We start from the raw sequence: 26,569 nt of genomic DNA on the forward strand, positions 1-26,569 counted from the left end.
TTATTTAAAAGTTAACATTTAAACCGATAGTAAAGCTTCTTACAATTGGACTTGCACCTACTTGAGCACCGTAAGTTGTTGGTCCTAAGTAATCACTACCTGCAGTCTGTACACCTTCTGGGTTATATGAAGTATAATTATCTGCCCATAAGTACAATAAGTTAGTTGCGGCGGCATATAATCTAACGGAGTTTATACCTATTTGACTCGTTACATCAGAATCTAATGTGTAACCAATAGTTAAGTTTCTCAAGGCTACATAAGAAGCATCTTGTATTACGGCATCTGTTTGGTTTCTGTTAGCTGTATAGAACTCACCGTTGTGATCGGCAATACCATCACCTTTTGGTGTTACGCCATCATCTTCAAAAGCTCCAACGGCATCAAAAGTGCTTACTAATCTTCCGCCCCATTGCGATTCGTAGTATAAAGGGTCTATATTGTAAACTTCCGCTCCATGAGATCCTTGAAGTTGAAAGGACATATCAAAAGATTTGTAATTAAGATTATGAGACATACCCCAGTAAAAATCAGGTGTATTCTGTCCTATTTTCACTAAATCTCCACCATCTTCAACACTCTTTGTGTTGTCTATAACGCCATCACCGTTTTGATCTACAATATAGGATTCCCCGGATTGATTGTTTGGGTGTCTTGTTCCATCTGCTAAATATCTCATTTCAACATCTCCAATGGTTTCTAATCCCCACATTTCACCAATTTCTCCACCTACATAGTTTCTAAATACAGGGCCTCTACCACTTTGTCCGTAGATGGCTTGAGGTAGTTCGTCCAAACCTCCCAAATCTGTAATTTCGGTTTCAACTGTAGATAGGTTGGCTCCAAAACTCCAAGAGAAATTATCTGATTGTATAACGCTCGCATTCAATTCAAATTCTAAACCGGAACTTCTAACATCTCCGGAATTGAGAACAATTGAAGTGGTTCCCAATACTTCGGAAACACTTTGGTTAATTAAGATATCCTCAATATCGGAAGTGTAATAATCCACACCCAATCTAATTCTGTTGTTAAACAAACCTAAATCAACACCATAGTTGGTCTCCGTGTTGGTCTGCCACGTTAAATCTGCATTTGCTACGTTGTCAGGAATTAGAAAACCAGTTCCGTAAACTGTTGCTTGAGGGTCTAAAAGGCTTAAGGCATCATAAGAACCTAAGAAAGAAGTTGTACCTAGGGAACCTGTGCTGAACCTTAGTTTGAACTGACTTAAAGTTTCACTGTTTTCTAAGAAGGCTTCATTATGAATGTTCCATCCTAAAGATAGGGCTGGGAAAGTTTCATATCTCTTATTGGCTCCAAAACGAGAATCACCATCTCTTCTAACTGAAGCAGATATTAGGAAACGATCGTCATAGGCATAGTTAACTCTTCCGAAAACACTTTCTCTTACTCTAGTTTCGTCTCTTTCGGTCACGGTTATGTCCGCAGGGGTAAATAGGTTGTAATTAAGAATATCGCCTTCTGGTACATTTGCACCGTCTAAAGCAGTTCCTTTAAAAGTTGTGGTTTGAAATTCAAGACCAGCAACTCCAGAAATATCGTGTTTACCTATTACCTTGGCATAGTTAAGCGTAGTTTCACTTAATACAGAAGATACTTTTAAATCTGTTTGATCTCTGAAAGTTTGAGAATCTCTTGCCCTGGAGTCAAATCCAAGTAATCTGTGTTGATAAGCTTGGGTATCTCTAAGGTCTCCACCTAGTACCGTTTTTATGTTCAATCCGTCTATAATACTGTACTGTAAGTAACCACTAACATTTCCAAAAAATGTCTTTTCCCAACTATCTGTATTGTCAAGCTTAGCGGCAGGACCTGCATCACCGGAACCACCAATACCATTGTTAGCTCTACCATAATGCCAATCTTGTGCGGCCATTCCTGGTTCTAGAGTGTAGATGCTATTCGCTTCGTAACCAGAACCTCTATAACCATTGTCAAATGGTGCCAGTCCTAAGGCTTGAGCTTGAGCGTCTAATTGTTGAACAAAAGCAATGGATTCATTAGTATGATAAACTGGATGTACACCATAGGATCTTAATAAATCTCTCATATCGTGACCTAAAATGTCTCTATGAGAAGTAAAACCATTGAAATTTAATCCGGTTTTAAATTTCTCTCCTAATTTGGCGTCAATATTTAAACGTGCGTTGAGTCTTTCATAGCCTTGTGTTCTAACAACACCTTCGGCATTTTGATAGCCTATAGAAGCAAAATAATTTACATCATCTGTTCCTCCGCTCATACTAAAATCGTGGCTTACGGTGCTTCCATTTTGAAAAAGCCAATCTTCTGGGCTTATTGCTCCTGGAGAATTTTCATAAGCATTTAATCTATATTCCAAGAAAGCAGGATCATTAGTCTCTACCGTACCGGCCCAGTTACCCGCAGCAATCTCAGCTCGTGAATGCTCCGCCCATTCAGGTCCTGAAACTAGTATGTTGTCTCTGTATTTGCTGGAAAAACTGGTGTAAGCGTTATAGCTAAAAGTAGCTTTGCCCGACCTACCTTTTTTAGTGGTAATCAGGATTACACCGTTAGCTCCCCTAGAGCCATAAATTGCAGCAGAAGCAGCATCTTTTAAAACCTCTAAGCTTTGAATATCGTTAGGGTTAACTGTGGCCAGACTTCCTGAAATTGGGTAGCCGTCTACAACGATTAATGGGCTGGAATCTCCTGAGATAGATGAAGCAGCCCTTACCTGAATCTTTGGATCTGCACCTGGTGCACCATCTTGATTTTGGATTAATACACCTGGTAATTTACCGGCCAATGCATCATCTACACGGGCCGCTTGAATAGCGGCTACTTCGTCACCGCCTACTTTTGAAACAGCTCCGGTTAGGTGCGATTTTTTTCGCGTACCATAACCCACTACTACAACTTCTTCCAATAGGGCGGCATCTTCAACCATGGTTATGTTTATGGTTGACTGACTGCCTACGGTTTTGTTTTGAGTTACATAACCAATGTAGGAAAATTGAAGAATATCTCCGCTGGAAGCGTTAATAGAATAAATTCCATCAAAGTCTGTGGAAGTACCTGTTGTAGTTCTCGTTATAATTACGTTTACACCGGGAATAGGTACATTGGCCTCGTCTACGATCGTACCGGTTATGGCAGATCCATCTTGGGCAAATAGCGATATGTTGAGACACAATAAAGCTATAAGTGTTAGTTGAGTTTTTAAATTCATTTGAATAATGTTAAGTTAGTAATGTTCATCGGTTTAAGGCTAGAGCCCCAAATGAGGATGATCAGCATCATCTCATTCAATCTTCAACTTACTAATGCACGAAACTCATTAAGATCCCTGAATTTTTGTATTTTTGTAATGAGCGTGTATAGTAAAATGTACATGTTCTTAGTATTACTTCCCTTCAGAATGAAGTAATTTCAGTTTAAAAGGATGGGCGTGCACCCATCCTTTTTTTATTGGGTACCTTATACTTTCATGAATTGTTTCTTTAATTAATATTAGCCTAAATTTTATAGTTTAATTGGTTTTCCATTTTGGTTAACCAATTTGGTTTACCAAATATAACTTAATAGTTTGTTAAATAAAAATTAATATCAAGAAAAGTTGGTGTTAAAATTGGCTATCTACTATTTTAAAGAACTACATTTTGTTAAAATGATAATTAAATACCATTTAAACCGTCTTTGTGGAAAGGGAGTACGGCAGTAGTTGTGGTGCTACCACTTGCACAAATGACTCCCTTGTTTAATCTCTGGCTTACTTTTTAGCCATAAAATCTTCTCTTATTGGACTGAAGACGTCTATTAATACCCCTGCTTCTTGGCATGTTGTCCCGTGCATAACATGAGGTGGAATATAGAAAGAGTCGCCTCCTTTAAGGATTTTTGTTTCTTCTCCTATGGTCATTTCAAACTTTCCGCTAACTACATAGGTTACTTGTGAATGATAGTGTTCATGCATTGGCCCAATTCCGCCTTTGTCAAATTTTACGTTTACAAGCATAATTTTATCATCATACCCCATAATCTGACGCTGAACACCTTCGCCTACAGTCTCCCACGGGATATCTTCTCCTATTAAAAATTCTTTACTTGCTCCAAAAGTTTCCATAATCTATAATTTATTTGATTTTGATAAATATATAAGGACCCGTCCAGCGGTACTCCTTGTTCTTAATTTTTATAGTATGTTCTTTGTCCGGATCTTTATCATTGTTGGCCATTACGAGCATTAGTTTTTCTCCATTAGCCTTGATTTGTATTATTACGGACGTGTATTCTTTTGTATCTGACACAAGTTCTATTTTAGATATTGCACTATTTGAGTTAACCGAAAACTCAGAAACCGGACTATAGTTTCCGTGCGATTCTATTACCGAAACAAATGTGGTATTCTGTGTATTTTTTCTTCTGATGATAAGGCCTGCATCCCTCCTTAAATTAAATTCAGGATCGTTGGCTCCAATACGAACAAATTGTAGTTCATCTTCTTTTTGGCTGGCAGTGGTCAATGTGTAGAACTTTCCATTTTCAAGCCAACTTAGTTTGCTGTTGTCTGCATTGGGATGGCCCAAACCTTCCGACCAAATATGTTGATAGCCGTTTTCACCTCCCAAAGGTTCTACTATCTTAGGGAAACTAAAGTCAAAATTGGTCTGTATAACTTGTCCCATGAAATAGAAGGGGAGGTCATATTGATTTTTTGTTTGCGACGCAACTTTTAAAATGTCCAGAACAAAAGGCCTTTCAAAATCATCAATTTTAATAAGTGCCATGGTTCTTTGCATTTCCGTTCCGGGATAGGCGTTACTTTCTTTGGCACTAACGATTTTTAGATTGGTGTCCGAAGCATCAAAAAAGTAAAGTTCTGAGTGGTGCTTACTGCCAATTTCATAGGTTCCATTAAAGTGCGAGGTCTGGTTTTGCACCAAGGTATTGTGGGCAATGGTTTGTTTGGCCCAAGTTTTATTTTCTTTTAAATAATTGCCGCCTCCTTTTTGTTCTATATTTACAAAACGCGCCAAACCGTAATCCTGAACTATTTCTGTTCCTTTTTCATAGAGCGAAAAGGATAGTTTGTCATAGTGGCCATGACTTAAACCTTGTGCGGCATATTTATAGACTAGCGCCATGTCTTCATTACCATATCTAAGGATAGCTACACCTCCTTCGTTTCCATTGGCACCATCTGTAAGATTGATGGACTTTTTTTGGAATTTTGTGGATTCACCATTTCTAATACCCAGTGCCACGGCTAGCCCGGAGTCATCCAATAAAACTTGGCCTTGTTCATTGGCAATACTCAGTAGTTGTGGGTTGTGCCCTCCGTATTGGTAGGCTATATCTACAGCGGTAACCACTTCACGTGATTTATAGGACATTCCTTTTTGCGCATCGTTCAACGGAAAAAACTCTCCATCCGCATCAGAAAGGTTGAGAAGTACATTTACTGATTTTAGGAGTACGCTGTCCTTATGTTCAAAAATCTTTACTTCGGGCCTTACGTTGTGCAGTGCTTGAGCAAAAATTAAAAATGGGTACATGGCATATCTTTGGTAATAGGGGCCTTCAGTATAATAACCGTCCGGAGAAAAAGGTTCGTTTACATTGGCAAGAAAACCTACCTCTTGGCCTTCCTTTTTTATAAATCCTCCGTCATTATCTTTTGCACCTATAGGTAATCCGTCATCTTCAATACCATATAGGGCACGGTGTACCAATTCATCATCACCCATTACTAAACCGATCATGCCTACGGCGGCGTTTCCCCAGGTACTGTGATTATGAACACGGTTATAGAATTGGGGATTATCTATGGATATAAAATTGGCAAAAGGTCTAAAAAGGTTTTTCTCCAACTGCTTGCGCTCTTTTTGAGTAAGGTAATTGTAAACGCAATCGTACGCTTGGCTAACATACACTAACCAGTTGGAGTCGTTCAGGCATTGCCAGAATAGTTTGCCACGGGCATAGGAGCGCGTTTGCGGATGTACGGGCAAATTTTTATACATGGCCTCGTACTGAAACAACATTGCTTTTACGTATTCAGCGTACTTTTCATCGTCTAAAATTTGATAAAGTACACCAGCTTTTTGGAGGGTTAGAAAATTGCGTTTGTGACGTTCATGCGTGTACCCCCCGGAGTAATCTTTTGGAATTGGCGTATCTATACCCAAGGCGATTTCCGCATCTACTTCAGCTTTTACGTGTTCTAAAGAAGCATCAAAAAGAGGCACATTACCTAATTCTTTCCTTATTTTCTGAACTCCGTCTTTTGTTAATATAAGACTAGGGTGCTCTTGGGTGTATCCATTAAAGGATACAAACCATAAGAAGGTTAGAATTTGTAAAGTAATTTTAAATTGGCTCTTTATCATGTTCGTGTATTAGACCAAAATCAGATAATTAAATTGGTTAACCAGTTTGGTTTACCAAAAATAGAAATATTTTTTTGTTGAGCAAATTATTGGGGTATTATATCTTGAATTTTAACGGTTTACTGTTTTTAACAACTTTTCAACCGTATTTACGTGCTAGATATTTTAGGATGGTATCTACAATTTCCTGTTCCGAAAAAGAAATATCTACGGTCAAAGCCCGCTTAGGAATCTCTAAAAGTTGAAAGTCGGACTCTAGTGAAGATTCAGTTTGTCGTTGAGTACCACTTGTTTCTATGCGTTGGTTTATAGCTTCGTAGGTACCGCTCATAAAAATCCAATCAATTTCATGGCCTAGATTCTCAGAAAGTTGTAGTCGTTGCTCTTTCTTTAATATGGAGCAAGAAACTACGCAGCCCTTTTTTGAGAACTCTTCTTCAATAAGGTTTGTAATGGCAGATAACCATTTGGAGTTGGTATTATTATTTTTCTTATCTTCCTGTAATTCAGGGTGAAGAACAACATCGGCATCAAAAAAGGGGATTTCTAGTTTTTGTGCAATTTTCTGACCGGCAATGCTCTTTCCGGTACCGCAAAGGCCTACTAGAATAACAATAAAATTTTCTTTTTTCTTCATCTGTTAAAAAAAATTGGTTAACCAATTTGGTTTACCAAATATAACTATATTTGGCTATTAACAAAATGTTAAGTAAAAAAATATACCTTAAATAGCTAATTATGAGTAATTCTGAACGTACGAAGGACCGTAGAAACTTCTTGAAAAAATCTGGTTTTGGACTTTTGGCAATACCTGTTTTGCCGCTGGTAAGTTCGTTTTCATCAGGACCCTATGAATCCGATAATGAGCTTCAGATTTATTTGTTTTCAAAACACTTGCAATTTCTAGGGTATGAAGGAATGTCTGAAGTAGCTTCCAAAATAGGATTTAATGGTTTGGATTTAACCGTGAGGCCCAAGGGACATATTCTTCCGGAAAATGTGGAGCGCGACTTGCCTAAGGCTATTGAGGCCATGAAAAAGTATGGGCTTAGTCCAAAAATGATGACAACCAATGTTCTCGAATTTAAAACGGATGTTGACAAAAAAGTACTGAAAACAGCTAGTAAGTTGGGTATAACACATTATAGGACCGGGTGGCTCAGTTATCCTGATGACCAAAGTATAGAGGATTGTCAACGAACTTACCAGAAACTTTTTAAGGAACTAGAGATGGTAAACGGTAATCTAGATTTGATAGGGTGTTATCAGAATCACGCAGGAAACCATGTTGGGGCTCCTATTTGGGACATGCCTCCTTTATTACCATCTGCTGAGAGTAGGTATTTGGGTTGCCAATATGATATACGCCATGCAGTTGTAGAGGGAGGTATGAGTTGGGAATTGGATTTGCGGCGTATTGCTCCGTATATAAGGTCAATAGTTATAAAAGATTTTAAATGGGGAAAGGTCAATGGCCAATGGAAGCCGGTAAATACACCTTTAGGGGAAGGCATGGTAGATTTTAATCGCTATTTTTCTTTATTAAAAAAATATAAGATAAACGTACCTGTATCGCTACACCTAGAATATGATCTTGGAGGTGCTGAACACGGTGCAAAAAAAATTACCATGGATAAGGACCAAGTATATGCCAAAATGAAAAAGGACCTTACCTTTCTAAAAGAGACATGGGCAAAAGCAGAATAATAAAACCTAAACAACCTGAACATGGCAGAAAAAAGTGAAACTACAACGGACAAACTTAGAAAGGTAAGCACAGCTACTATTGCTACCTGTTTGTTCAAAAAAGGATTAAAGAACCAGTTTATACAGGATGTGAAGCCGGTGAAGAGCGGAAAACCTACCATGGTGGGTAAAGCCTATACACTCCGTTATATTCCTGCTAGGGAAGACTTAAATCCTATTACGGTATTTCAAAATCCTAGACATTTGCAACGTGTTGCCGTAGAAGAATGCCCTAAAGGATATGTTCTGGTCATTGATAGTAGAAAGGATGCCCGAGCGGCATCTGCAGGTTCTATATTGGCTACACGCTTAATGGTACGTGGGGTTGAGGGTATGGTTACGGATGGTGGGTTCAGAGACGCGGGCGAAATTGCCGACCTTAATTTTGCATCTTACCACAACAGACCTACCGCCCCAACCAATTTGACTTTGCACCAAGCTATTGCCGTTAATGAGCCCATTGGTTGTGGTGATGTTGCTGTTTTTCCCGGTGATTTTATCGTAGGAGATGATGATGGCGTTATGGTCATTCCCTCGGAAATTGCAGATATAGTAGCCGATGAATGTTTACAAATGACACAGTTTGAAAGTTATGTAATGAGTGAAGTTCAAAAAGGGAGGTCTATTGTAGGTCTATACCCGCTAACGGATAAAGCATATAGCGCACAATTTAAGCAATGGATGTTTTTGAAGAATAAATTATGAATGAGGTATAAGGTGGTACGCCTATAGTTGGATTGTATCCTTTAACGGATAAAACACATAACAACGGGTACCAGAAATGGTAAAAAAAACAGTAGTTGATCTCGGCAATATTTTAAGTAAAATTTGATGTGCAGATTATCGATAATTGCATAACTGGTACTGCCTTCGGTTCTATATACCCTAGGGTATATTTGTGGCTGAATACCTACTTTTTAAATCACTGTTTTTTAAGTTTTTATCATTTTATTAAATAATATAACCTTGTTAAAAGTCATGCACACAACAAATTGTTAATTATTCACAACAATTTTGGCATTTACAAATATTAGGATGCGGAATTTGCGTTATGTATAACTACATATGCTCAAGATTGAATAAAATCTAGGGCATGTCTTGAAGTTTTACATAAATTATGCGAAACCTACCAAAAGTGTTCTTTGCTATCTTGCTTCTGGCAAGCTTATCAAGTTTTTCTACGAATATTGAATTTGTAGAGAAAATTCCCGTTCCCGATACCGAAGCTTTTTTTCCTAATGAAGTTTCAGTCGATGCACCTCCAACGTTTTCTAATTGTCCGCCTTCTGATGTTGTAGTAACCTATACAACCGATGAGTGTAGCGCTGTAGTAACATGGACACCCCCCACAGCTTCTGCAGATGCAGTGAGCGTTACCAGCAATTATAGTCCGGGAGATTCTTTTCTGCCGGGAACTACTGCTGTTATTTATAGGGCCGAAGATGCGGGAGGGAATGTTTCTACTTGTTCTTTTAATGTAATGGTAGATGATAACCAAGATCCCGTTTTTGATACTTTCCCTACTGATGTAACTTTAACCGCAGACCCTAACACATGTACTGCCCCACATACTTGGGCAGAACCAACGGCTTCGGATAACTGTCCTCCTGGAGAAGGAGAAGCTCCCGTACTTCAGGATTTTGAAGCGGCTATTAACCAATGTTATACGTTTGTGCGTTCATCCATTACTAATGGCGGCCAAATAAATGGTTCCCGTAATCTAGTTTCCACTGGAATATCTAGTAATGCCTTTTTTGCAAGTTCAATGACAACGCCGGTTTTTTACTTCAATGGCTTTGGAGAAATTACTTTTTCTCATAGTATATCTGCAGTCACGAACTCTCCTTCTATTCATTTGGATATATTGGATGAGGATGGAAATACGGTTACTACTAATTTTTTTAGTAAGACTTACACGACAACAGGGGTTCAACAAGAAATTATTCCTTTTAACTTAATCGGAAATTATCAATTAAGGATTAGATATTCATCTTCCTCATTGTTCAACTCTGGTATGGAAGCTTATTTAGATGATTTGTTGATTCCTGGAACCGTTGTTACAAATATTAATGATACGAGTTGCGAATTAGCAGATTATGTAATTTTCAGAACGGATGGAACCGGACTTAATAGCGGTGATCAATTTGATATTGGTACTACTACTATTAGATATACTGTAAGAGATGCTTCTGGTAATTTTTCAGAAAGGTCTTTTAATATCACTGTAGAGAATGATGTAGACCCACCATCAGGTTCAACGGAATACATATATTGCGAAGGAGATACTCCTCCTGAGATGTCTGTAACTGTAGATGTTGCGGGTGGTGAAACAGCTAATTGGTATGACGCGAATGGAAATTTGGTAGCGAATGGTGTTACGACCTACACAGCACCAGCTTCTACTGATTTTTTTAGAAATTATACGGTGTATTCCCAAAATTCTAATGGGTGTACTAGTGAAAATTTCTTATCAATAGATCTTTACCAAATACCAAGACCCGCTCCACCAGCAGCGGATAGCCCTATAGAATATTGTGTAGGGGAAACCGCAACACCATTGGTGGCAACGGCGCTTTCAAATCATACCTTACAATGGTACACGGTAGCAACAGGGGGAACAGCTAGTGCAACAGCGCCAACACCAAGTACTGCCGTTGCAGGAACTACTTCTTATTATGTAAGTCAAATAGATGATTCTACCACATGTGAAAGTGAACGAACGCAAATAGATGTAATAGTTTATGCCATACCAATGGCACCCACGGTGAATTCACCAGTTGATTATTGTATCGGTGATGCTTCCGCACAATTAGACTCGCATGCAACCGGAACGAATTTAAGATGGTACGATGCGGCAACGGGTGGTAACGAAATTCCAGGAACGACTACTCCTGATACGTCAACAGCGGGACAACAATCTTTTTGGGTAACACAATCAAGTGTAAACGGAAGTGCTACTTGTGAAGGAGGAAGAACAAGATTAAATGTCAATGTGTATGATGCACCTACCATAACCACGCAGCCTACAAATGAAGCTGTTTGTGAAGGCGGTACAGTTACTTTTAACGTAGCGGCTTCTGGGTCAGGTGTTATTCAATGGCAGCTTTTTGATGGCACTAATTGGAATGATTTAAACAATACAGCACCACATAGTGGAGTAACTACAAACACACTTACCGTAACGAATGTAACCCTCACCATGAGCGGTAATAGATATCGTGCAATAGCCACAAGTCCAGCTGCAAGCTGTTCGGATGCTACCTCAGACGAGGCGGTTTTAACGGTAAATACAGCTCCGCCAGTTCCGACAAGTGGAGGCGACCAAACGGAATGTGAAGAAGACCCGATACAAACTTTGACCGCTACGGCAATACCTCCATCAGGGGCAAGCATCATATGGTACGATGCTTTAACTGGCGGAAATGTTGTAGCAAGCCCGACTTTAAATACAGTAGGAACGATAACCTATTATGCGGAAAGTAATGATACCGTAAACGGATGCCCAAGTGTGGGTAGAACTGCAGTAACCTTAACTATTCAACCTGCACCCGTAGCACCAACAAGTGGTGGTGACCAAACAGAATGTGAAGAAAACCCTATTCAAACGTTAACGGCTACCGCAACTGCACCGGCTGGTTCAACTTTAGTATGGTATGATGCGGCTTCCGGTGGTAACGTAGTCGCCAATCCGGATTGGAGTTCTGTCGGAACTGAAATTTTTTATGCTGAAAGTCAAGATAATAGTACAGGTTGTCCTAGTTTAACACGAACAGCTGTTTCTCTTACTATTCAACCTGCGCCAGCTCCACCAACAAGTGGAGGTGACCAAACGGAATGTGAGCAAAATCCTATTCAAACTTTAACCGCAACGGCAACGGTACCTTCAGGTTTTACATTGACTTGGTATGATGCTCCTACTGCGGGTAATGTTGTGGCTAGTCCAGAATGGAGTTCGGTCGGTTCGGTTACCTATTACGCCGAAAGTCAAAACAATACTACAAATTGTATTTCACTTTCAAGAACAGCGGTAACGTTGACAATTGATGCTATTCCGGCTGCTCCAGCAAGTGGTGGTGACCAGGTAGAATGTGAAGTGAATCCTACGCAAACCATGACAGCTACAGCAACTGCACCTGCAGGTGCCACGGTCATGTGGTATACAGCCGCTACAGGTGGTAGTGCGGTAAGCCCAACTTTAAATGCTGTCGGAACTGTAACTTATTACGCGGAAAGTAGAACTACAAGTAGTGGTTGTGTGAGCGAAACAAGAACAGCGGTAACCTTAACAATGCATCCCAATCCAACCATTTCGGTTACGCCTAGTTCGCAAACCTGTTCTGCAGACCTATCTACGTATTCGGTTTCTGTAGATGTGGATAGAGGTACGGTAACTTCAAGTGAAGGAACGGTAACCGATAACGGAGGAAATAACTGGACGATTTCAGCTATACCTTCCGGAAATAATATAACAGTGACCGTAACGGATGCAAATTCGTGTACGGATGTTATCAACATCAATGCACCTAATTGTGCTTGCCCAACAGTAAACGCTCCAACAAGTGGAGGTGACCAAACGGAATGTGAGCAAAATCCAATTCAGACATTAACGGCTACGGCAACAGCTCCTACAGGTGCAAGTGTAGTGTGGTATGATGCTGCTTCTAACGGAAACGTAGTAGCAAGCCCCACATGGAGTACGGTTGGTTCAACTACCTATTATGCTGAAAGTGTTGATGATGTAAATGGATGTACAAGTACAACAAGAACGGCTATAAACCTAACGATTCAAGCGGCTCCTGCGGCACCAACAAGTGGAGGTGATCAAACGGAATGTGAGGTAACACCAACCCAAACACTTACTGCAACTGCTTCAAGTGCACCAGGAACTTCCATTACTTGGTACGATGCTGCAACTGGTGGAAACATAGTTGCAAGCCCAACTTTAAATGCTGTGGGTACGGTAACATATTATGCGGAAAGTGAAAATATTAGCACCAGTTGTGTTAGCCATGTGCGAACAGCGGTCAGCTTAACAATTGAACCGAATCCAGTTGCACCAACAAGTGGAGGCAACCAAACGGAATGTGAAGCAACACCTATTCAAACTTTAACGGCAACAGCCACGGCACCAGCTGGGTCTAGTGTAGTTTGGTATACTGCTGCTACGGGTGGAACTGTAGTTGCTAGTCCAACTCTAAATTCCGTAGGAACGGTAACGTATTATGCGGAGAGTGAAAATAATACAACATCTTGTGTGAGTGACAACAGAACAGCTGTGGTACTTACTATTCAAGATACGCCTACCATTACAGAAAGCACTGGAGGTGCTACTTGTTCCGCAGACCTTTCAACTTATTCGGTATCCGTAGATGTGAGTAACGGAACCGTAACATCCACAGAAGGAACGGTAACGGATAACGGAGGTAACAACTGGACAATCTCCAATATCCCTGCAGGAAACAATATCACGGTAACCACAACAGCGGCAAATTCTTGTTCGGAATCTATAACCATTACAGCACCAAATTGTAGCTGCCCGGTAGTAGCTGCCCCAACAAGTGGAGGAGACCAAACGGAATGTGAGCAAAATCCGATTCAAACATTAACGGCTACCGCAACACCACCTGCTAATGCAACTGTAGTTTGGTACGATGCGCCAACGGGTGGAAACGTGGTAGGAAGTCCAACAAGAAATACAGTAGGTACAATAACCTATTATGCGGAAAGCGTACAAAACGTAACCAATTGTGTGAGTGCTACACGTACCGCTGTGGTTTTGACAATAAATGAAACACCAAATGCACCAACAAGTGGGGGTGACCAAACGGAATGTGAGGCTACACCTATTCAAACTTTGATCGCTACGGCAACTGCACCTGCAGGTTCAAGTGTGGTTTGGTATGACGCTGCAACTGGTGGAAACGTAGTTGCTAGTCCAACTTTAAATGCGGTTGGTACGGTAACCTATTTTGCGGAAAGTAGCAACAACTCAAGTTCTTGTGCAAGTTTCACTAGAATACCAGTAAGTTTGACCATTCAAGATACACCGGATATTTCGGTTTCAACTGCGGCAACCTGTGCTGCCGATTTATTGACCTATTCGGTTTCTGTTGATGTGAGCGAGGGCACAGTGACTTCTACCGAAGGTACGGTAGTAGATAACGGAGGGAATAACTGGACCATTTTGGATATCACTTCCGGAACTGATATTACGTTGACGGTTACGGCAGCAAATGCATGTACACGAACTTTAGATATTACGGCTCCGGACTGTAGTTGTCCAGTGGTGGCAGCTCCAACAAGTGGAGGTGACCAAACGGAATGTGAGCAAAATCCTATTCAAACATTAACGGCTACCGCAACACCACCTGCAGATGCTACTGTAGTTTGGTATGATGCGCCAACTGGTGGCAGTGTAATTGCGGACCCTTCTTTAAATATAACAGGGTCGGTAACGTATTATGCGGAGAGCCGTGATAACGTGACCAACTGTGTGAGTAGCACCAGAACGGCAATTGTTTTAACTATTGATGCGGCACCAACTGCACCAACAAGCGGAGGTGACCAAACGGAATGTGAGCAAAACCCGATTCAAACTTTGACCGCTACGGCAACTGTGCCATCAGGTTCAACGGTAGTTTGGTACGATGCCCCTTCAGGTGGAAATATCGTTGCTAGCCCAACCCGTAACACTGTAGGAACTTCAACGTACTTTGCACAAAGCGAAAATAGTACGACTTCATGTACGAGTTTAACGAGAACTGCCGTTTCGCTAACTATTGAGGCTGCACCAAGTGTACCCGTTAGCGGAGGAGACCAAACGGAATGTGAGCAAAGCCCAATTCAAACATTGACTGCTACGGCAACTGCACCTGCAGGTTCAAGCGTGGTTTGGTACGATGCGGCGACTGGCGGAAACGTTGTGGCCAGCCCAACATTGAATACGGTTGGTTCTGTTACGTACTTTGCGGAGAGTGAAAACAATTCAACTTCTTGTACCAGTTTTACCAGAACTCCGGTAAACTTAACGATTCAAGATACACCAGATATTTCTATTGCAACGGCGGCGGCTTGTGCGCCGGACTTATTGACTTATTCGGTTTCTGTTGATGTGAGCCAAGGAACGGTAACTTCTACAGAGGGTACAGTAGTAGATAATGGTGGAAATAACTGGACGATTTCAGGAGTTCCTGCCGGAAACAATATTACGTTAACGGTTACGGCACCAAATGCCTGTACACAGACTTTGGCTATTACGGCTCCGGATTGTAGTTGTCCGGTTGTAGATGCGCCAACAAGTGGAGGTGACCAAACGGAATGTGAGCAAAACCCTATTCAAACGTTGACTGCTACGGCTACGCCACCTGCAGATGCAACCATAGTTTGGTATGATGCGCCAACAGGCGGTAGTGTGGTTGCCGACCCATCTTTATCTACTGTGGGAACAGCTATTTTCTATGCGGAAAGTGTAGAGAATGTGACGAACTGTATCAGTAGCACCAGAACGGCTGTTACACTTACGATAGATGCAACTCCGGCCGACCCGATTAGCGGTGGTGATCAGGTAGAATGTGATGCCAACCCAACACAAACGTTGACCGCTGCGGCAACGGCGCCTGCGGGAGCAAGTATAGTTTGGTATGATGCCGCAACTGGTGGAAATGTAGTTGCCAACCCAATTCTTGATACCGTGGGTAACGTAACCTATTATGCAGAAAGCAGTGATGATACTTCGTCTTGTACAAGTTTCAATAGAACAGCGGTTACTTTAACGATCTATCCGTTGCCAAATGTGGTTGCGAATGCCACTACCACAACCATAAATGCAGGAGAACCGGTAACTCTAACAGGCTCTGGAGCTACTTCATATGTGTGGGATAATGGCGTAACTGATGGAGATACGGTCTATCCGCTAGTAACAACAACATATACCGTAATCGGTACGGATGGTAATACTTGTGAAAATACAGATAGCGTTACGATTACTGTGAATGCAACTTCTGATATTCGAATTGAAAAAATTGTAGATGATGCAGCGCCTAATGTGGGCGATACGGTAACCTTTACTTTAACGGCCTATAACGACGGTCCTAGTGATGATATTGGAGGAACAGTTATAAATGATCTACTTCCTACGGGATATACCATCACAGGTGATACTAGTGGCGCTGGTAATGGAACCTATAATGCGGTTTCGGGAGATTGGACTTTGCCTGCATTGACCAATGGGAATTCAGTTGCTATCGATATTTCTGCAACGGTAAATGCTCCAACAGCTACACCGAACGAATTTTTGAATATTGCGCAGGTGATTTCGGCTACGAATTATGATTCCGATTCCGCTCCGAATAATGATGATGGCGACCAAAGTGAAGATGACGAAGCTTCTGCTGAGGTAATTCCACAAGTGGCGGATCTAGAAGTAACGAATACCATTTCTCAGCCTAGCGGAAATCCTGGTGATATAGTGGTGCTGACGGTAACCGTTCAAAATAACGGTCCGGATGATGCTACGAACGTATTCCTAGAAAATATTGTTCCTGTCGGCTTTACGATAACTACGGTGAACGATGCCGGTACGCAAAGCGGAAATACCATCACTTGGTCAGGGTTGACCATTCCGAATGGAACAACGACAACATTGACTTATGATGCGACCGTAAATAATCCCACGAACGTAGCAGATGAATATTTAAACACGGTTCAGGTAACCACCGTTGATCAGTATGATTCAGATTCTGTGCCTAATAATGAGGATGGTGATCAGAGTGAAGATGATGAGGATGCCGTTTCTATGCGACTGCAGTCTTCGGATTTGGAAATCGTAAATACGGTGAACCCGGATTCGGGTAACCCGGGTGATACATTAACGTTCTCCATTGAGATTATTAATAACAGTACGGATGATGCCACGGGTATTGCACTTGAAAATTATGTACCTACCGGATTTACGGTAACGACTATTAACGATGGCGGAACCCAAACCGGAAATACTATCAGCTGGAACGGACTTACGGTACTTGGCGGTACGAGCCAAACAATAACTTTTGAGGTAACTATCAACGTGCCTACAAATACTGATGGTGAGTATTTCAACACGGTTCAAGTTACGGCAGTTGACCAATTGGACCCGGATTCTAGTCCGAATAATGACGATGGCGATCAAAGCGAAGATGACGAGGACAATGCTGAAATTGTATTGATTCCAGCAGACTTAAGTCTATCTAAAAATTTGAGCGCGGCATCCAATCCAACACCAAATGCAGGTGATACGGTAACTTTTGAAGTGACGGTTACCAATGACGGTCCGGGTATCGCAACCAACGTATCGGTAGAAGATGTGCTGCCAATCGGTTATACCTTGGGTACGGTAAATAATGGAGGCGTTGTTTCCGGAAATACCATCACTTGGTCTATGGCCACAGTAGGTGTCGGAAGCCAAACCGTGAGTTATGAAGTAACCTTGAATGCACCAACAAATGCAATTGGTGAATATGACAATACTGCACAGATTACGGCAATGGACCAGTTTGATCCTGATTCTAGTCCGAATAATGATGATGGCGACCAAAGCGAAGACGATGAGGTTTTACACATCATAAATGCACCTAGTGTAGATTTGGAAATCAGTAAAATGGTAGACAAGTCGCAGACGTTCTATGGTGATACGGTAGTGTTTAGAGTGATTGTAGGCAATAATGATGCATACGAAGCTACGAACATTGGTATTGAAGATGTCTTGCCTTCTGGATATGTTTTAGTGAGCCATACGGCGGATTACGGTGCGTATAACGAAACCACGTCCACTTGGGAAATTCCTTCCTTGCCTGTGGATACTGAAGCGAATTTAGAAATGACGGTAACGGTTACGGATGTTGATGATTATACCAATGTGGCCGAATTGATTTACGTAGATCAAATCGATTTAAACATGGATAACGATAGGGCAGAGGCTACGCCAAATGTAACCCAATCCAGCTGTTTAACGGTGTACAATGAATTTTCACCTAACGGTGATGGTGCCAACGATATTTTCTTTATCGAATGCATAGAAGAATATCCGGATAACGTGCTAACGGTCTATAACCGATGGGGAACCATGGTCTTCACCACAATAGGTTACGACAATACCTGGGATGGAAGGTCATTGGACAGAGCAAAATTAGGAGATTCGGATCAGCTTCCTGTAGGAACGTATTATTACACCTTAGAACTGGGTGACGGCACAACATCACCAAAATCAGGTTGGTTATATATCAGTAGATAAAAAGACAAAATGAAAGTAAATCATTTATTTAAAATATGCATTTGCCTGTGGTTCGTTACGGGTTGCGTTTGGGGTCAGCAAGATCCGCAGTATACGCAATACCAATACAATCCGCTGAGTGTAAATGCGGGTTATGCAGGTTCAAGGGGGCATTTGACCTTGTTGACTTTGTACAGAACCCAATGGGCAGGTATTGAAGGTGCGCCTAAAACCATAACCTTTGGTATGGATACCCCTGTGGGAAAGTTTGACGGATTGGGCCTTTCTTTGATTCAAGATGAATTGGGGCCAGCTACGGAAACGTATGTAGATGGTAACTATGCCCACCAATTGGTAATCAACCAAAGGGGTGACCGACTCGGATTAGGACTGAAAGCGGGAGTTCGGGTATTTAATTTGGACTTTTCCCGTGGTATACGAAGAGATGCAGATGATGTTCAATTTAATGAAAATATAAAAGGTAAATTGTTTCCGTCTATTGGTGTCGGTGCATTCTATTATAGCGAAAAGGCCTATTTTGGTTTTTCGGTACCGAATCTATTTCCTTCGGAGCATTACGATAATGAAATTGAGCAGACCACTGATGAAGAGGTTCATTTTAACTTCATTGGAGGCTATGTGATGGATTTGAACGATCAAATAAAATTCAAGCCTTCTTTCTTCGTAAAACAGGTAATAGGAGCGCCAGTTTCGGTAGATGTATCTGCGAATTTTATGTTCTACGAAAAATTCACTTTAGGGGTCAACTATAGATGGGACGACTCTCTGGCCGGTGTTTTCGGTTTACAGATTTCGCCACAGTTCAACATTGGTTACGCGTACGATTACACCACTAGTGGTCTGGGGAATTACAATACGGGTACACACGAAATATTCCTGCGTTACCAATGGATTTCTCGATTGAACCGATTAAAGTCACCTCGTTTCTTCTAAGGCTATATGTAGATGTTAGCTACCTTGTTTTGTGGTTCTAACTTTTAAAAACAATAAAGTCGATACAAAGCACATAATTTTAGATAATGTAAATGGGTGGTAAACCTTAACCCCTTACACGCCCCGTTTATCGATTTTCTGCCTGTACGCAATTAATTAGAAAGAACTTTGTAGAAAGTTATGTAGTATGAAAGCATTGTATACAAAGTTGATACGTGGCGTTGCGAATGAAGATATTTTAGCGGGAATAGTATGCCTGGTCATCTCATTGACCGTCTTTTTCATTACCCGGGTATTGAATCATGAAATACCGCTGTAGATATATTTTATTGATTTAATTTTCAATTTTACTCCAAACCAAATTGGTTATTGGGTAATCAAATAATCTTGTGTTCTTCTTACTTTGTTTTCCGTACGGTCGCTTATTTCAGCTGTGGCTTTTTATCCTTTTTGGATAGAATAAGAATTGTGAAAACAATACAAATACCTCCTATCATATCAATCAGTAAAAAGTCCGTTCCTAACCAAGTAATAGCTAGTAGTACAACAATTAGTGGTTCGGCAGAGGCTAATAAACTTGTTTTTTGGGCTCCGATTAACTTGGTTGAGCTCAGGTATAAATAAAAAGCGGCAAACGACCCAAATAGAATAATAAAAACTATTCCGTAAAATTCTTCCATATCAATGGTGTGTTCTAATTGCCATGGTGCTTTTACAAAACTAAAAATGATTCCACCAACCAGCATTCCCCATCCAATAACAACGGTACCATTATATTTTTCCAACAACTCCTTGGGTTGAACAGTATAAATGGCCAAAGTTATGGCAGAAGAGATACCTAATAATAAGGCTAATGGCGTTATGGTCAAACTAGAAACATTACCATGGGTGACGACTAAGAATACACCGTTCATGGCTAAAAGAATAGCTATGATTTCATTCTTAAGCGGTGCTTTTTTATTTCGGATTACAAAATAGATGGCTATAATAATGGGTGCTAAATACTGTAATATGGTGGCAGTAGCCGCATTAGAATGTTTAATAGCTGCAAAGTAGGTGTACTGAACCCCCAATACCCCAAAAAAGCTAAATATAATTAGTTGTAGTGCATATTTCCGATTTTTCCAAATTGAGAAAATGTTTTCTTTTTTAAAGAGGGCTATGGCTAAAAGTAATATACCGGAAACCAAAAGGCGTACAGTTATTAACCATTCTAGATTAATATCTTTCTCTTGAAATAAAAACTGACCAACAGCTCCGGTAATGCCCCAAAAAAATGCTGCAGTAATACCCAATAAAAATCCTTTTCCGTTCATGCTTTTTAGTTTAGGATGCAAATTTATTGCAAATGATGGGGAGTATTTTATTATATTTAAGTGATTATTTGCAATTTTGTTTCGTCTATGGATAACTTGGATATTAATATTTTAAAGATTTTACAGAAGAATAATCTAACCCCACAGCGTGATATAGGTCACGCTATAGGTCTGTCGGCCCCTGCGGTACAAAGACGTATGAAAAGAATGAGGGAAACAGGAGTCATTAAAAATGATGTTTCCGTTATTGATCAAGACGCTTTAGGGACCTATGTTACCATTCTTGTTGAGGTTTTCTTAGATCGAGAGAACAAAGGAACTACCGAAGCGGTTAGAAAAGAATTAGAAGCTGTTCTAGAGGTGCAACAGTGTTTTTACGTAAGTGGGGAGTCAGATTTTTTCTTGATTATTGTTGTTCCCTCTATGAAAGCGTACGAGATGCTCACTAGAAGAATCTTTCTTGAAAATGAGAATATTAGGCGCTTCCGTACCATTGTTGTTATGGATACCATTAAAAGTTCTTTGAAAATACCTTTGGATACTAAATTGGTTTGATCTATTTCCAGTAGGATGGGTTTTTAACGCTTCATTATTTAAACCATTTGCCATTTCCGATAAACATCAATCTCCAAAATTATAAAAGGAACCACTTTTAAAGACTTTAAAAAAACCAAATCTTCTCCTGATAGTGATAGCTAGGTTTGTATTTACTTCAGAAAAAAACCGTAGGATATTTCAACTTTATGTATTTAACAAAGACTACGCAATTTATTCGCTTTAGTAAGTCCTACAAAAAAGGTAACAATCTGCTAACATTAAGTCAAAACGTTAGAGGGTAGTTAATATATTCCTAAAGGTGTCTTAACAATACCGGTCTTCAAATAAAATAGTTTTGCGCCAAGAAAGGACCTATTAAACTAGGCTCTGAAATGTAGAGCAATCTAAATAATTCAACACTTTAATTTATGTATTTAAAAATTCGATTTTCAAAAATCGTCTGTGCTTCGGTATGGTTCGTAACGTGGGCGGGGTTCAGTACCAGTCCATCCGATTCGTTAGCTATTAAAAGTAAAGAAATTACGGTAGTTTCAACTAACAATAGCTTAGAGCCTCTACAACAAGCTATTTCCGGTGTTATTACAGACGAAACTGGGACACCGTTACCGGGTGCGACCGTACTTGAAAAAGGTACTACCAACGGAACTACTACCGATTTTGATGGTAACTATACCATCAACGCTTCTCAAAATGCCGTGCTTGTTGTTTCTTATTTAGGATATTCAACTAAAGAGGTATCCGTAAACGGCCAATCTAATTTAAACGTACAACTTGATCCAGATGCTACACAATTAGAAGATGTGGTGGTAGTAGGTTACGGTACACAAAAGAGGTCGGATATTACAGGTGCCATCGCTTCCGTAAAAAGTGAAGATTTTAACCAAGGTGTAGTTGCCAATCCGGGCGAACTTTTACAAGGTAAAATGGCTGGTGTAAATATTGCTGCCACAAGTGGTGAGCCTGGTGCTTCTCAAAATGTCATTATTAGGGGTATTGGGAGTTTACGATCAGGTACGCAGCCATTGTATGTTGTAGATGGGTTTTTATTGGATAATTCCTCTACAGGTGTTGCCACCAACCCATTGAATTTTTTGAATCCCAATGATATTGAAAGTATCGATGTTTTAAAGGATGCCAGTGCCACTGCAGTTTATGGTTCAAGAGCTTCAAATGGGGTTGTGGTTATTACGACCAAAAGAGGAAAATCAGGGAAAACCGAAATAAACTTTTCTGTGTCTTCGGCAATGTCTTCTATGGCAAATACGATAGATGTTTTTGGTGCCGATGATTTTAGGAGAGAGGTGGTTGCCGCTGGCGGAACGCTTGAAGATTTTGGAGCGAACACCGATTGGCAAGATGAATTGACCCAAACCGGACTTTCGCAAAACGTGAACTTTTCAATGAGCGGAGCTACAAGTGAGAAGTTTTCATATTTCGCATCCGCAGGGTATCAAGATCAAGAAGGTATTTTGAAAAACAGTGATTTAAAAAGATACTCGGGAAAACTGAACATGAATCAAAAAGCATTTGGTGGTCGGTTAAACGTAGATTATAATATTACCGCATCCCACACCGAAAACTTGAGGCCGGATATCAATTCTACCATTAGCGATATGTTGAGCTTAAACCCAACCATTGCCCCATACACCAACGGTGAACCAACCTTGTTGAACACCAACGCTTTGAATCCAGTTGCGCGTTATGAACTTTATAGCGATACTTCTGTGAACAACCGTATTTTAGCAAGTATTTCTCCATCTGTAACTCTAGTAGATGGCTTTGTGTACAAACTAAACCTTGGCGTTGATTACTCCGCTACTAATAGAGACAAACAATATAGGCCATTTCCATCTGTTGTGAACGAGTCTAATGTTTCGGACGGGTCGCTGGAAAGTGAAATCAGTACCAATACCAATCAACTGGTTGAAAATACACTTACTTACACTTGGGAAAATGATGTGCACAACCTAATTGTTCTAGCGGGGCATTCATACCAGAAGTTCGAAGATGAGACTAGAACATTTTCATATAGAGGTTTTGCGAATAACAATATAGAACCTAAATACCAAGATCAGACAAGTACGGATGAATACCCTACCTCAGTAAGTTCTGCAGCTGAAAAAAATGAATTGCAGTCTTATTTCGGAAGGTTGAACTACACCTATGATGATAGGTATTTAGCTACGGCTACTTTTCGTGCGGATGGTTCTTCAAAATTTGGAGAGAACAACAAGTACGGATATTTTCCATCATTTGCTCTGGGTTGGAATATTAGCAATGAAGCTTTTATGGCTAACTCAATGTTCGATAATTTAAAAATTCGTGCTAGTTGGGGTAAAACGGGTAACCAAGAAATTCCTTCAAAAATTACAAAAGCCAGTTTTGCAGAAGATAGATTGGTAACGGGTGGCGAGAGTTTAAGCACTTATCCAATCGATACCGATGCCACTTCTATAGATGGGTATCCATACGGAATTGTATTTACACGTTTGGCTAATCCAGATTTACAATGGGAGGTTTCTACTCAAATAGATTTGGGTATAGATTTTGCACTTTTCAATTATCGATTGACCGGTACCTTGGATTACTTCAATAAAAAGTCTACCAATATTTTGTTGGAAGTTGTTCCTGCAGACCCGGTAGAACCTACATCTACCTATTGGAGCAATATTAAGGATATGGAAATCCACAACTCAGGTATAGAATTTGGCTTGGATTACAATAGTGATGCTACACGAGATTTCTCGTATAACATTGGAGGTAACATTACCTACATTCAAAATGAGGTAAAAGATTCACCATATTCGGTATTGACCACGGGCGCCGCTCAAGGTTCTGGTCAAACGGATGCTACCATTAACGGTTACATCAACAATGAGTCTATTGGTGCTTTCTACATGTTAACATTTGATGGTATTGGGGAAGATGGTCTAAACAAGTTTAAAGACATCAATGGAGATGGAGAAGTTTTAGATGATGACCGTAGTGTTGTAGGTAGTGCTATTCCTGATTTAATCTATGCTTTTTACATGAACTTTAAGTATAAAGAACTAGACCTTGGTTTGAATTTTAACGGGGTTTCCGGTAACGAGATTTACAATCATACCACTATGACCCTTTTTAGCAAGGCACAATTGTCTAGATCCAATAACAGTACTGATTTTGCTACGGAGTTTCCAAGTGAGTCTCCTAATAACTCTAATACTGTATCTACACGTTACTTGGAGGATGGTTCCTTCTTAAGGTTGAACAATGCGACTTTGGGCTACAATCTTAATCCGGATAAAATCGGATTTGGAGATGCCGTACAGAATATCCGTTTTTCGGTTACCGGTCAAAACCTTTTTGTAATCACAAATTATTCAGGGTTTGATCCAGAAGTAAATACAGGTACAACAGATAGCGGAATTCAAACTTTCGGAATTGATCGTTTTACATATCCAAGGGCAAGAACGTTCATGGTAGGTCTTAACGTAACGTTCTAAAAGGAATACAATAGATAACTTTTATACCACTTAGAAAAACACAATAAAATGAAAAATAGAATAGTTTATAGAATATGGGCGATAGCTATAATGATGCTCCCATTTCTGGGCTGTACGGATTTAGAAGAAGAGATTCTTGACGAGTCGTTGACCGGAACCGGTGAGGCCGAAGTCGTTAGTGGGTCCATTGCTCCAGTATATGGTATGCTTAGAAATGTATGGTTGCACACCGTTAATTTTGGACTGCAGGAAGTAGCTTCGGATGAAGGTATACTTCCGTATCGTGGTGGAACGGATTGGTTTGACGGTGGTAAATTTATTGCGGTTCACCAACACCTTATGACGCCCGGTAATGGCTTGGTATCCGATGCTTGGACAAATATTACTTTGACCATTTCCAGAGCGGTTTTAGCAGAAGAAAGGTTGCGTCCAGAAGCGGAAGCTGGTGATGCCGAAGCACAAGCGGCATTGTACGAAATGATTGCCATGAAAGCGTATTTAAACATGCTTACTTTAGATAATTGGGGTCTTGTTTTTAAGAAAACCAGTTCAGAGGAAATCTCTGAAATTTTAAGAGGGCAAGATGCTATAGATTATATAGAAGGTGAACTTTTATCCGTTGTTGATGTTATCAGTACGGAAAAAGGCCCAGGCCGTTTGAATAAAGATGCCGTTAGTGCTTTATTGGCCCGTTTGTATTTGAATGCTGCCGTTTATCGCGACCCTTACGGAACACCAAATTTCACCACTGAGGATATGGATAAGGTTATTGAGTATACGAGCGATATCATTTCCGGACCTTATTCGTTATCCGCTGAATATTTTGAATTGTTCAATGACGATAACAACACCAATCCTGAGCTTATTTTTGCGCTGGATCAAAGAGGGGTTTTACAAACGGAGCATAGCCGTTGGGCCTACTGGTCAATGTCCGGGGATCAGATTCCGAGACCTGAATTCCCAAGTACACGTGGTACAGATGCGGTAGCGGCTACTTCTGATTTTTATCAAACATGGGTAGATGCTTACGGCGATGTTGATCCAGCGGATGCCGATGCCCGTTTCTCGCAAACGAATACTATCATTCCAGAGGAACTTCAAGATTTAACGGGAGTGAACCCTACTAACGATTCTGAGCACTATTACTGTGTGGAAGCACAAGATTTTGAAGTAGACCGTGGTATCATCCGTGGTATTATTTGGGGACCTAGAAAAGATGAAGGTGGCAATGTTTTAACTTGTGATGACGGTACGGTAAGAATTTACCCTGTTATCAACAAAAGAAGTAGTGGTGCGGACATTCGTTATGTAGATCATAATCTAGAAGTTGATTTTTCTGATGAAGGTAGTTTGCACAACACAGGTTACCGTTTCTCAAAATACCAGTTCAGTCATACCGCACCAAACTGTTGTACGAACAGTAGCGTAGACTTGGTTTTGATTCGTTTAGGTGAAATTTATTTGATGCGTGCCGAAGCAAAATTGAGAAATGGCGATAATGCAGGTGCATTGGCGGATATCAATACTTTAAGAACATCAAGAACTGCGCGCCCAGAGCAGATTCCACAGCCTTTGGATGCCATTGATTTGGATATCTTGTTCCGTGAAACCGGATTTGAATTGTATTGGGAAGGTTTCAGAAGAAATTACCAAATACGTTTCGGTAAATATGAAGATAGTTGGACAGGTAAGACCGATACCGATGTAAACAAGAGATTGTTTCCTATTCCTCAAAAAGCTATGGATGGAGCTTCAAGTGAACAGGGCTTTTTGGTGCAAAATCCTGGTTATTAATTTCATTTATAAGAATAAAGAAGATGCGGCAAGAAATAAACTTTCTTGCCGCTTTTTTTCACACTAAATTCAAGATTTAAAAAATAATTTAAA

The 26,569-nt window shown here is 40.4% G+C and carries 12 protein-coding genes; 7 read left to right on the forward strand and 5 right to left on the reverse strand.

The annotated features are described in order from the left end of the window. Positions 1-4: 4 nt before the first annotated feature. The 4 genes from SJY45_RS17445 to SJY45_RS17460 form a co-directional block, all read right to left on the reverse strand. Entirely contained in the window at positions 5-3,217 is a 3,213-nt protein-coding gene (locus SJY45_RS17445; RefSeq protein ID WP_400072386.1) for a SusC/RagA family TonB-linked outer membrane protein, read from the reverse strand. 540 nt (positions 3,218-3,757) lie between these two features. Then, positions 3,758-4,111, reverse strand: a complete 354-nt coding sequence (locus tag SJY45_RS17450) for a cupin domain-containing protein (RefSeq protein ID WP_303405389.1) — start codon at positions 4,109-4,111, stop codon at positions 3,758-3,760. Positions 4,112-4,121: 10 nt separating this feature from the next. Next, positions 4,122-6,377, reverse strand: coding sequence for an alginate lyase family protein (locus SJY45_RS17455; RefSeq protein WP_400072388.1), 2,256 nt, complete (start codon positions 6,375-6,377; stop codon positions 4,122-4,124). Between the two features lie 139 nt (positions 6,378-6,516). Next, entirely contained in the window at positions 6,517-7,014 is a 498-nt protein-coding gene (locus SJY45_RS17460; RefSeq protein ID WP_400072390.1) for a shikimate kinase, read from the reverse strand. Between the two features lie 101 nt (positions 7,015-7,115). Here SJY45_RS17460 and SJY45_RS17465 point away from each other — a divergent pair, with 101 nt between their 5' ends. The 4 genes from SJY45_RS17465 to SJY45_RS17480 all read left to right on the forward strand — a co-directional run bounded on the left by SJY45_RS17465 (position 7,116) and on the right by SJY45_RS17480 (position 19,323). Continuing rightward, positions 7,116-8,084: a sugar phosphate isomerase/epimerase family protein gene (locus SJY45_RS17465; protein WP_400072392.1), complete on the forward strand. Its 969-nt coding sequence runs from the start codon at positions 7,116-7,118 to the stop codon at positions 8,082-8,084. 21 nt (positions 8,085-8,105) lie between these two features. Then, a complete protein-coding gene (locus tag SJY45_RS17470) occupies positions 8,106-8,828 on the forward strand; it encodes a ribonuclease activity regulator RraA (protein ID WP_215438309.1) in 723 nt (240 codons plus the stop codon). 412 nt (positions 8,829-9,240) lie between these two features. Beyond that, positions 9,241-18,390, forward strand: a complete 9,150-nt coding sequence (locus SJY45_RS17475; RefSeq protein ID WP_400072394.1) for a gliding motility-associated C-terminal domain-containing protein — start codon at positions 9,241-9,243, stop codon at positions 18,388-18,390. A gap of 9 nt (positions 18,391-18,399) precedes the next feature. After that, a complete protein-coding gene (locus SJY45_RS17480) occupies positions 18,400-19,323 on the forward strand; it encodes a type IX secretion system membrane protein PorP/SprF (protein WP_400072396.1) in 924 nt (307 codons plus the stop codon). A 422-nt stretch (positions 19,324-19,745) separates the two neighbouring features. On the opposite strand, the gene SJY45_RS17485 is transcribed toward SJY45_RS17480, so the two are convergent. Continuing rightward, positions 19,746-20,639 (reverse strand): DMT family transporter, encoded by an 894-nt coding sequence (locus tag SJY45_RS17485; RefSeq protein WP_400072398.1) that lies wholly within the window; start codon positions 20,637-20,639, stop codon positions 19,746-19,748. A gap of 87 nt (positions 20,640-20,726) precedes the next feature. On the opposite strand from SJY45_RS17485, the gene SJY45_RS17490 reads away from it, so the two are divergent. The 3 genes from SJY45_RS17490 (at position 20,727) to SJY45_RS17500 (ending at position 26,476) form a co-directional block, all read left to right on the forward strand. Next, positions 20,727-21,194, forward strand: a complete 468-nt coding sequence (locus tag SJY45_RS17490; RefSeq protein WP_400072400.1) for an Lrp/AsnC family transcriptional regulator — start codon at positions 20,727-20,729, stop codon at positions 21,192-21,194. Positions 21,195-21,604: 410 nt separating this feature from the next. After that, on the forward strand, positions 21,605-24,682 hold the full coding sequence (locus tag SJY45_RS17495; RefSeq protein ID WP_400072402.1) for a SusC/RagA family TonB-linked outer membrane protein: 3,078 nt from the start codon (positions 21,605-21,607) through the stop codon (positions 24,680-24,682). A 48-nt stretch (positions 24,683-24,730) separates the two neighbouring features. Continuing rightward, the gene (locus tag SJY45_RS17500; protein ID WP_215438305.1) at positions 24,731-26,476 is read left to right on the forward strand and encodes a RagB/SusD family nutrient uptake outer membrane protein; all 1,746 of its coding nucleotides are present in this window, start codon (positions 24,731-24,733) and stop codon (positions 26,474-26,476) included. Positions 26,477-26,569: the final 93 nt, after the last annotated feature.

Origin of the sequence: Zobellia russellii (assembly GCF_044597075.1) — a bacterium.
In the GTDB taxonomy this organism is placed as follows: Bacteria; Bacteroidota; Bacteroidia; order Flavobacteriales; family Flavobacteriaceae; genus Zobellia; species Zobellia russellii.

Bases quoted from the DNA above. Each gene is read 5' to 3' on its own strand.
- SJY45_RS17445 (WP_400072386.1), bottom strand. From the start codon at position 3,217: ATGAATTTAAAAACTCAACTAACACTTATAGCTTTATTGTGTCTCAAC.
- SJY45_RS17450 (WP_303405389.1), bottom strand. From the start codon at position 4,111: ATGGAAACTTTTGGAGCAAGTAAAGAATTTTTAATAGGAGAAGATATC.
- SJY45_RS17455 (WP_400072388.1), bottom strand. From the start codon at position 6,377: ATGATAAAGAGCCAATTTAAAATTACTTTACAAATTCTAACCTTCTTA.
- SJY45_RS17460 (WP_400072390.1), bottom strand. From the start codon at position 7,014: ATGAAGAAAAAAGAAAATTTTATTGTTATTCTAGTAGGCCTTTGCGGT.
- SJY45_RS17465 (WP_400072392.1), top strand. From the start codon at position 7,116: ATGAGTAATTCTGAACGTACGAAGGACCGTAGAAACTTCTTGAAAAAA.
- SJY45_RS17470 (WP_215438309.1), top strand. From the start codon at position 8,106: ATGGCAGAAAAAAGTGAAACTACAACGGACAAACTTAGAAAGGTAAGC.
- SJY45_RS17475 (WP_400072394.1), top strand. From the start codon at position 9,241: ATGCGAAACCTACCAAAAGTGTTCTTTGCTATCTTGCTTCTGGCAAGC.
- SJY45_RS17480 (WP_400072396.1), top strand. From the start codon at position 18,400: ATGAAAGTAAATCATTTATTTAAAATATGCATTTGCCTGTGGTTCGTT.
- SJY45_RS17485 (WP_400072398.1), bottom strand. From the start codon at position 20,639: ATGAACGGAAAAGGATTTTTATTGGGTATTACTGCAGCATTTTTTTGG.
- SJY45_RS17490 (WP_400072400.1), top strand. From the start codon at position 20,727: ATGGATAACTTGGATATTAATATTTTAAAGATTTTACAGAAGAATAAT.
- SJY45_RS17495 (WP_400072402.1), top strand. From the start codon at position 21,605: ATGTATTTAAAAATTCGATTTTCAAAAATCGTCTGTGCTTCGGTATGG.
- SJY45_RS17500 (WP_215438305.1), top strand. From the start codon at position 24,731: ATGAAAAATAGAATAGTTTATAGAATATGGGCGATAGCTATAATGATG.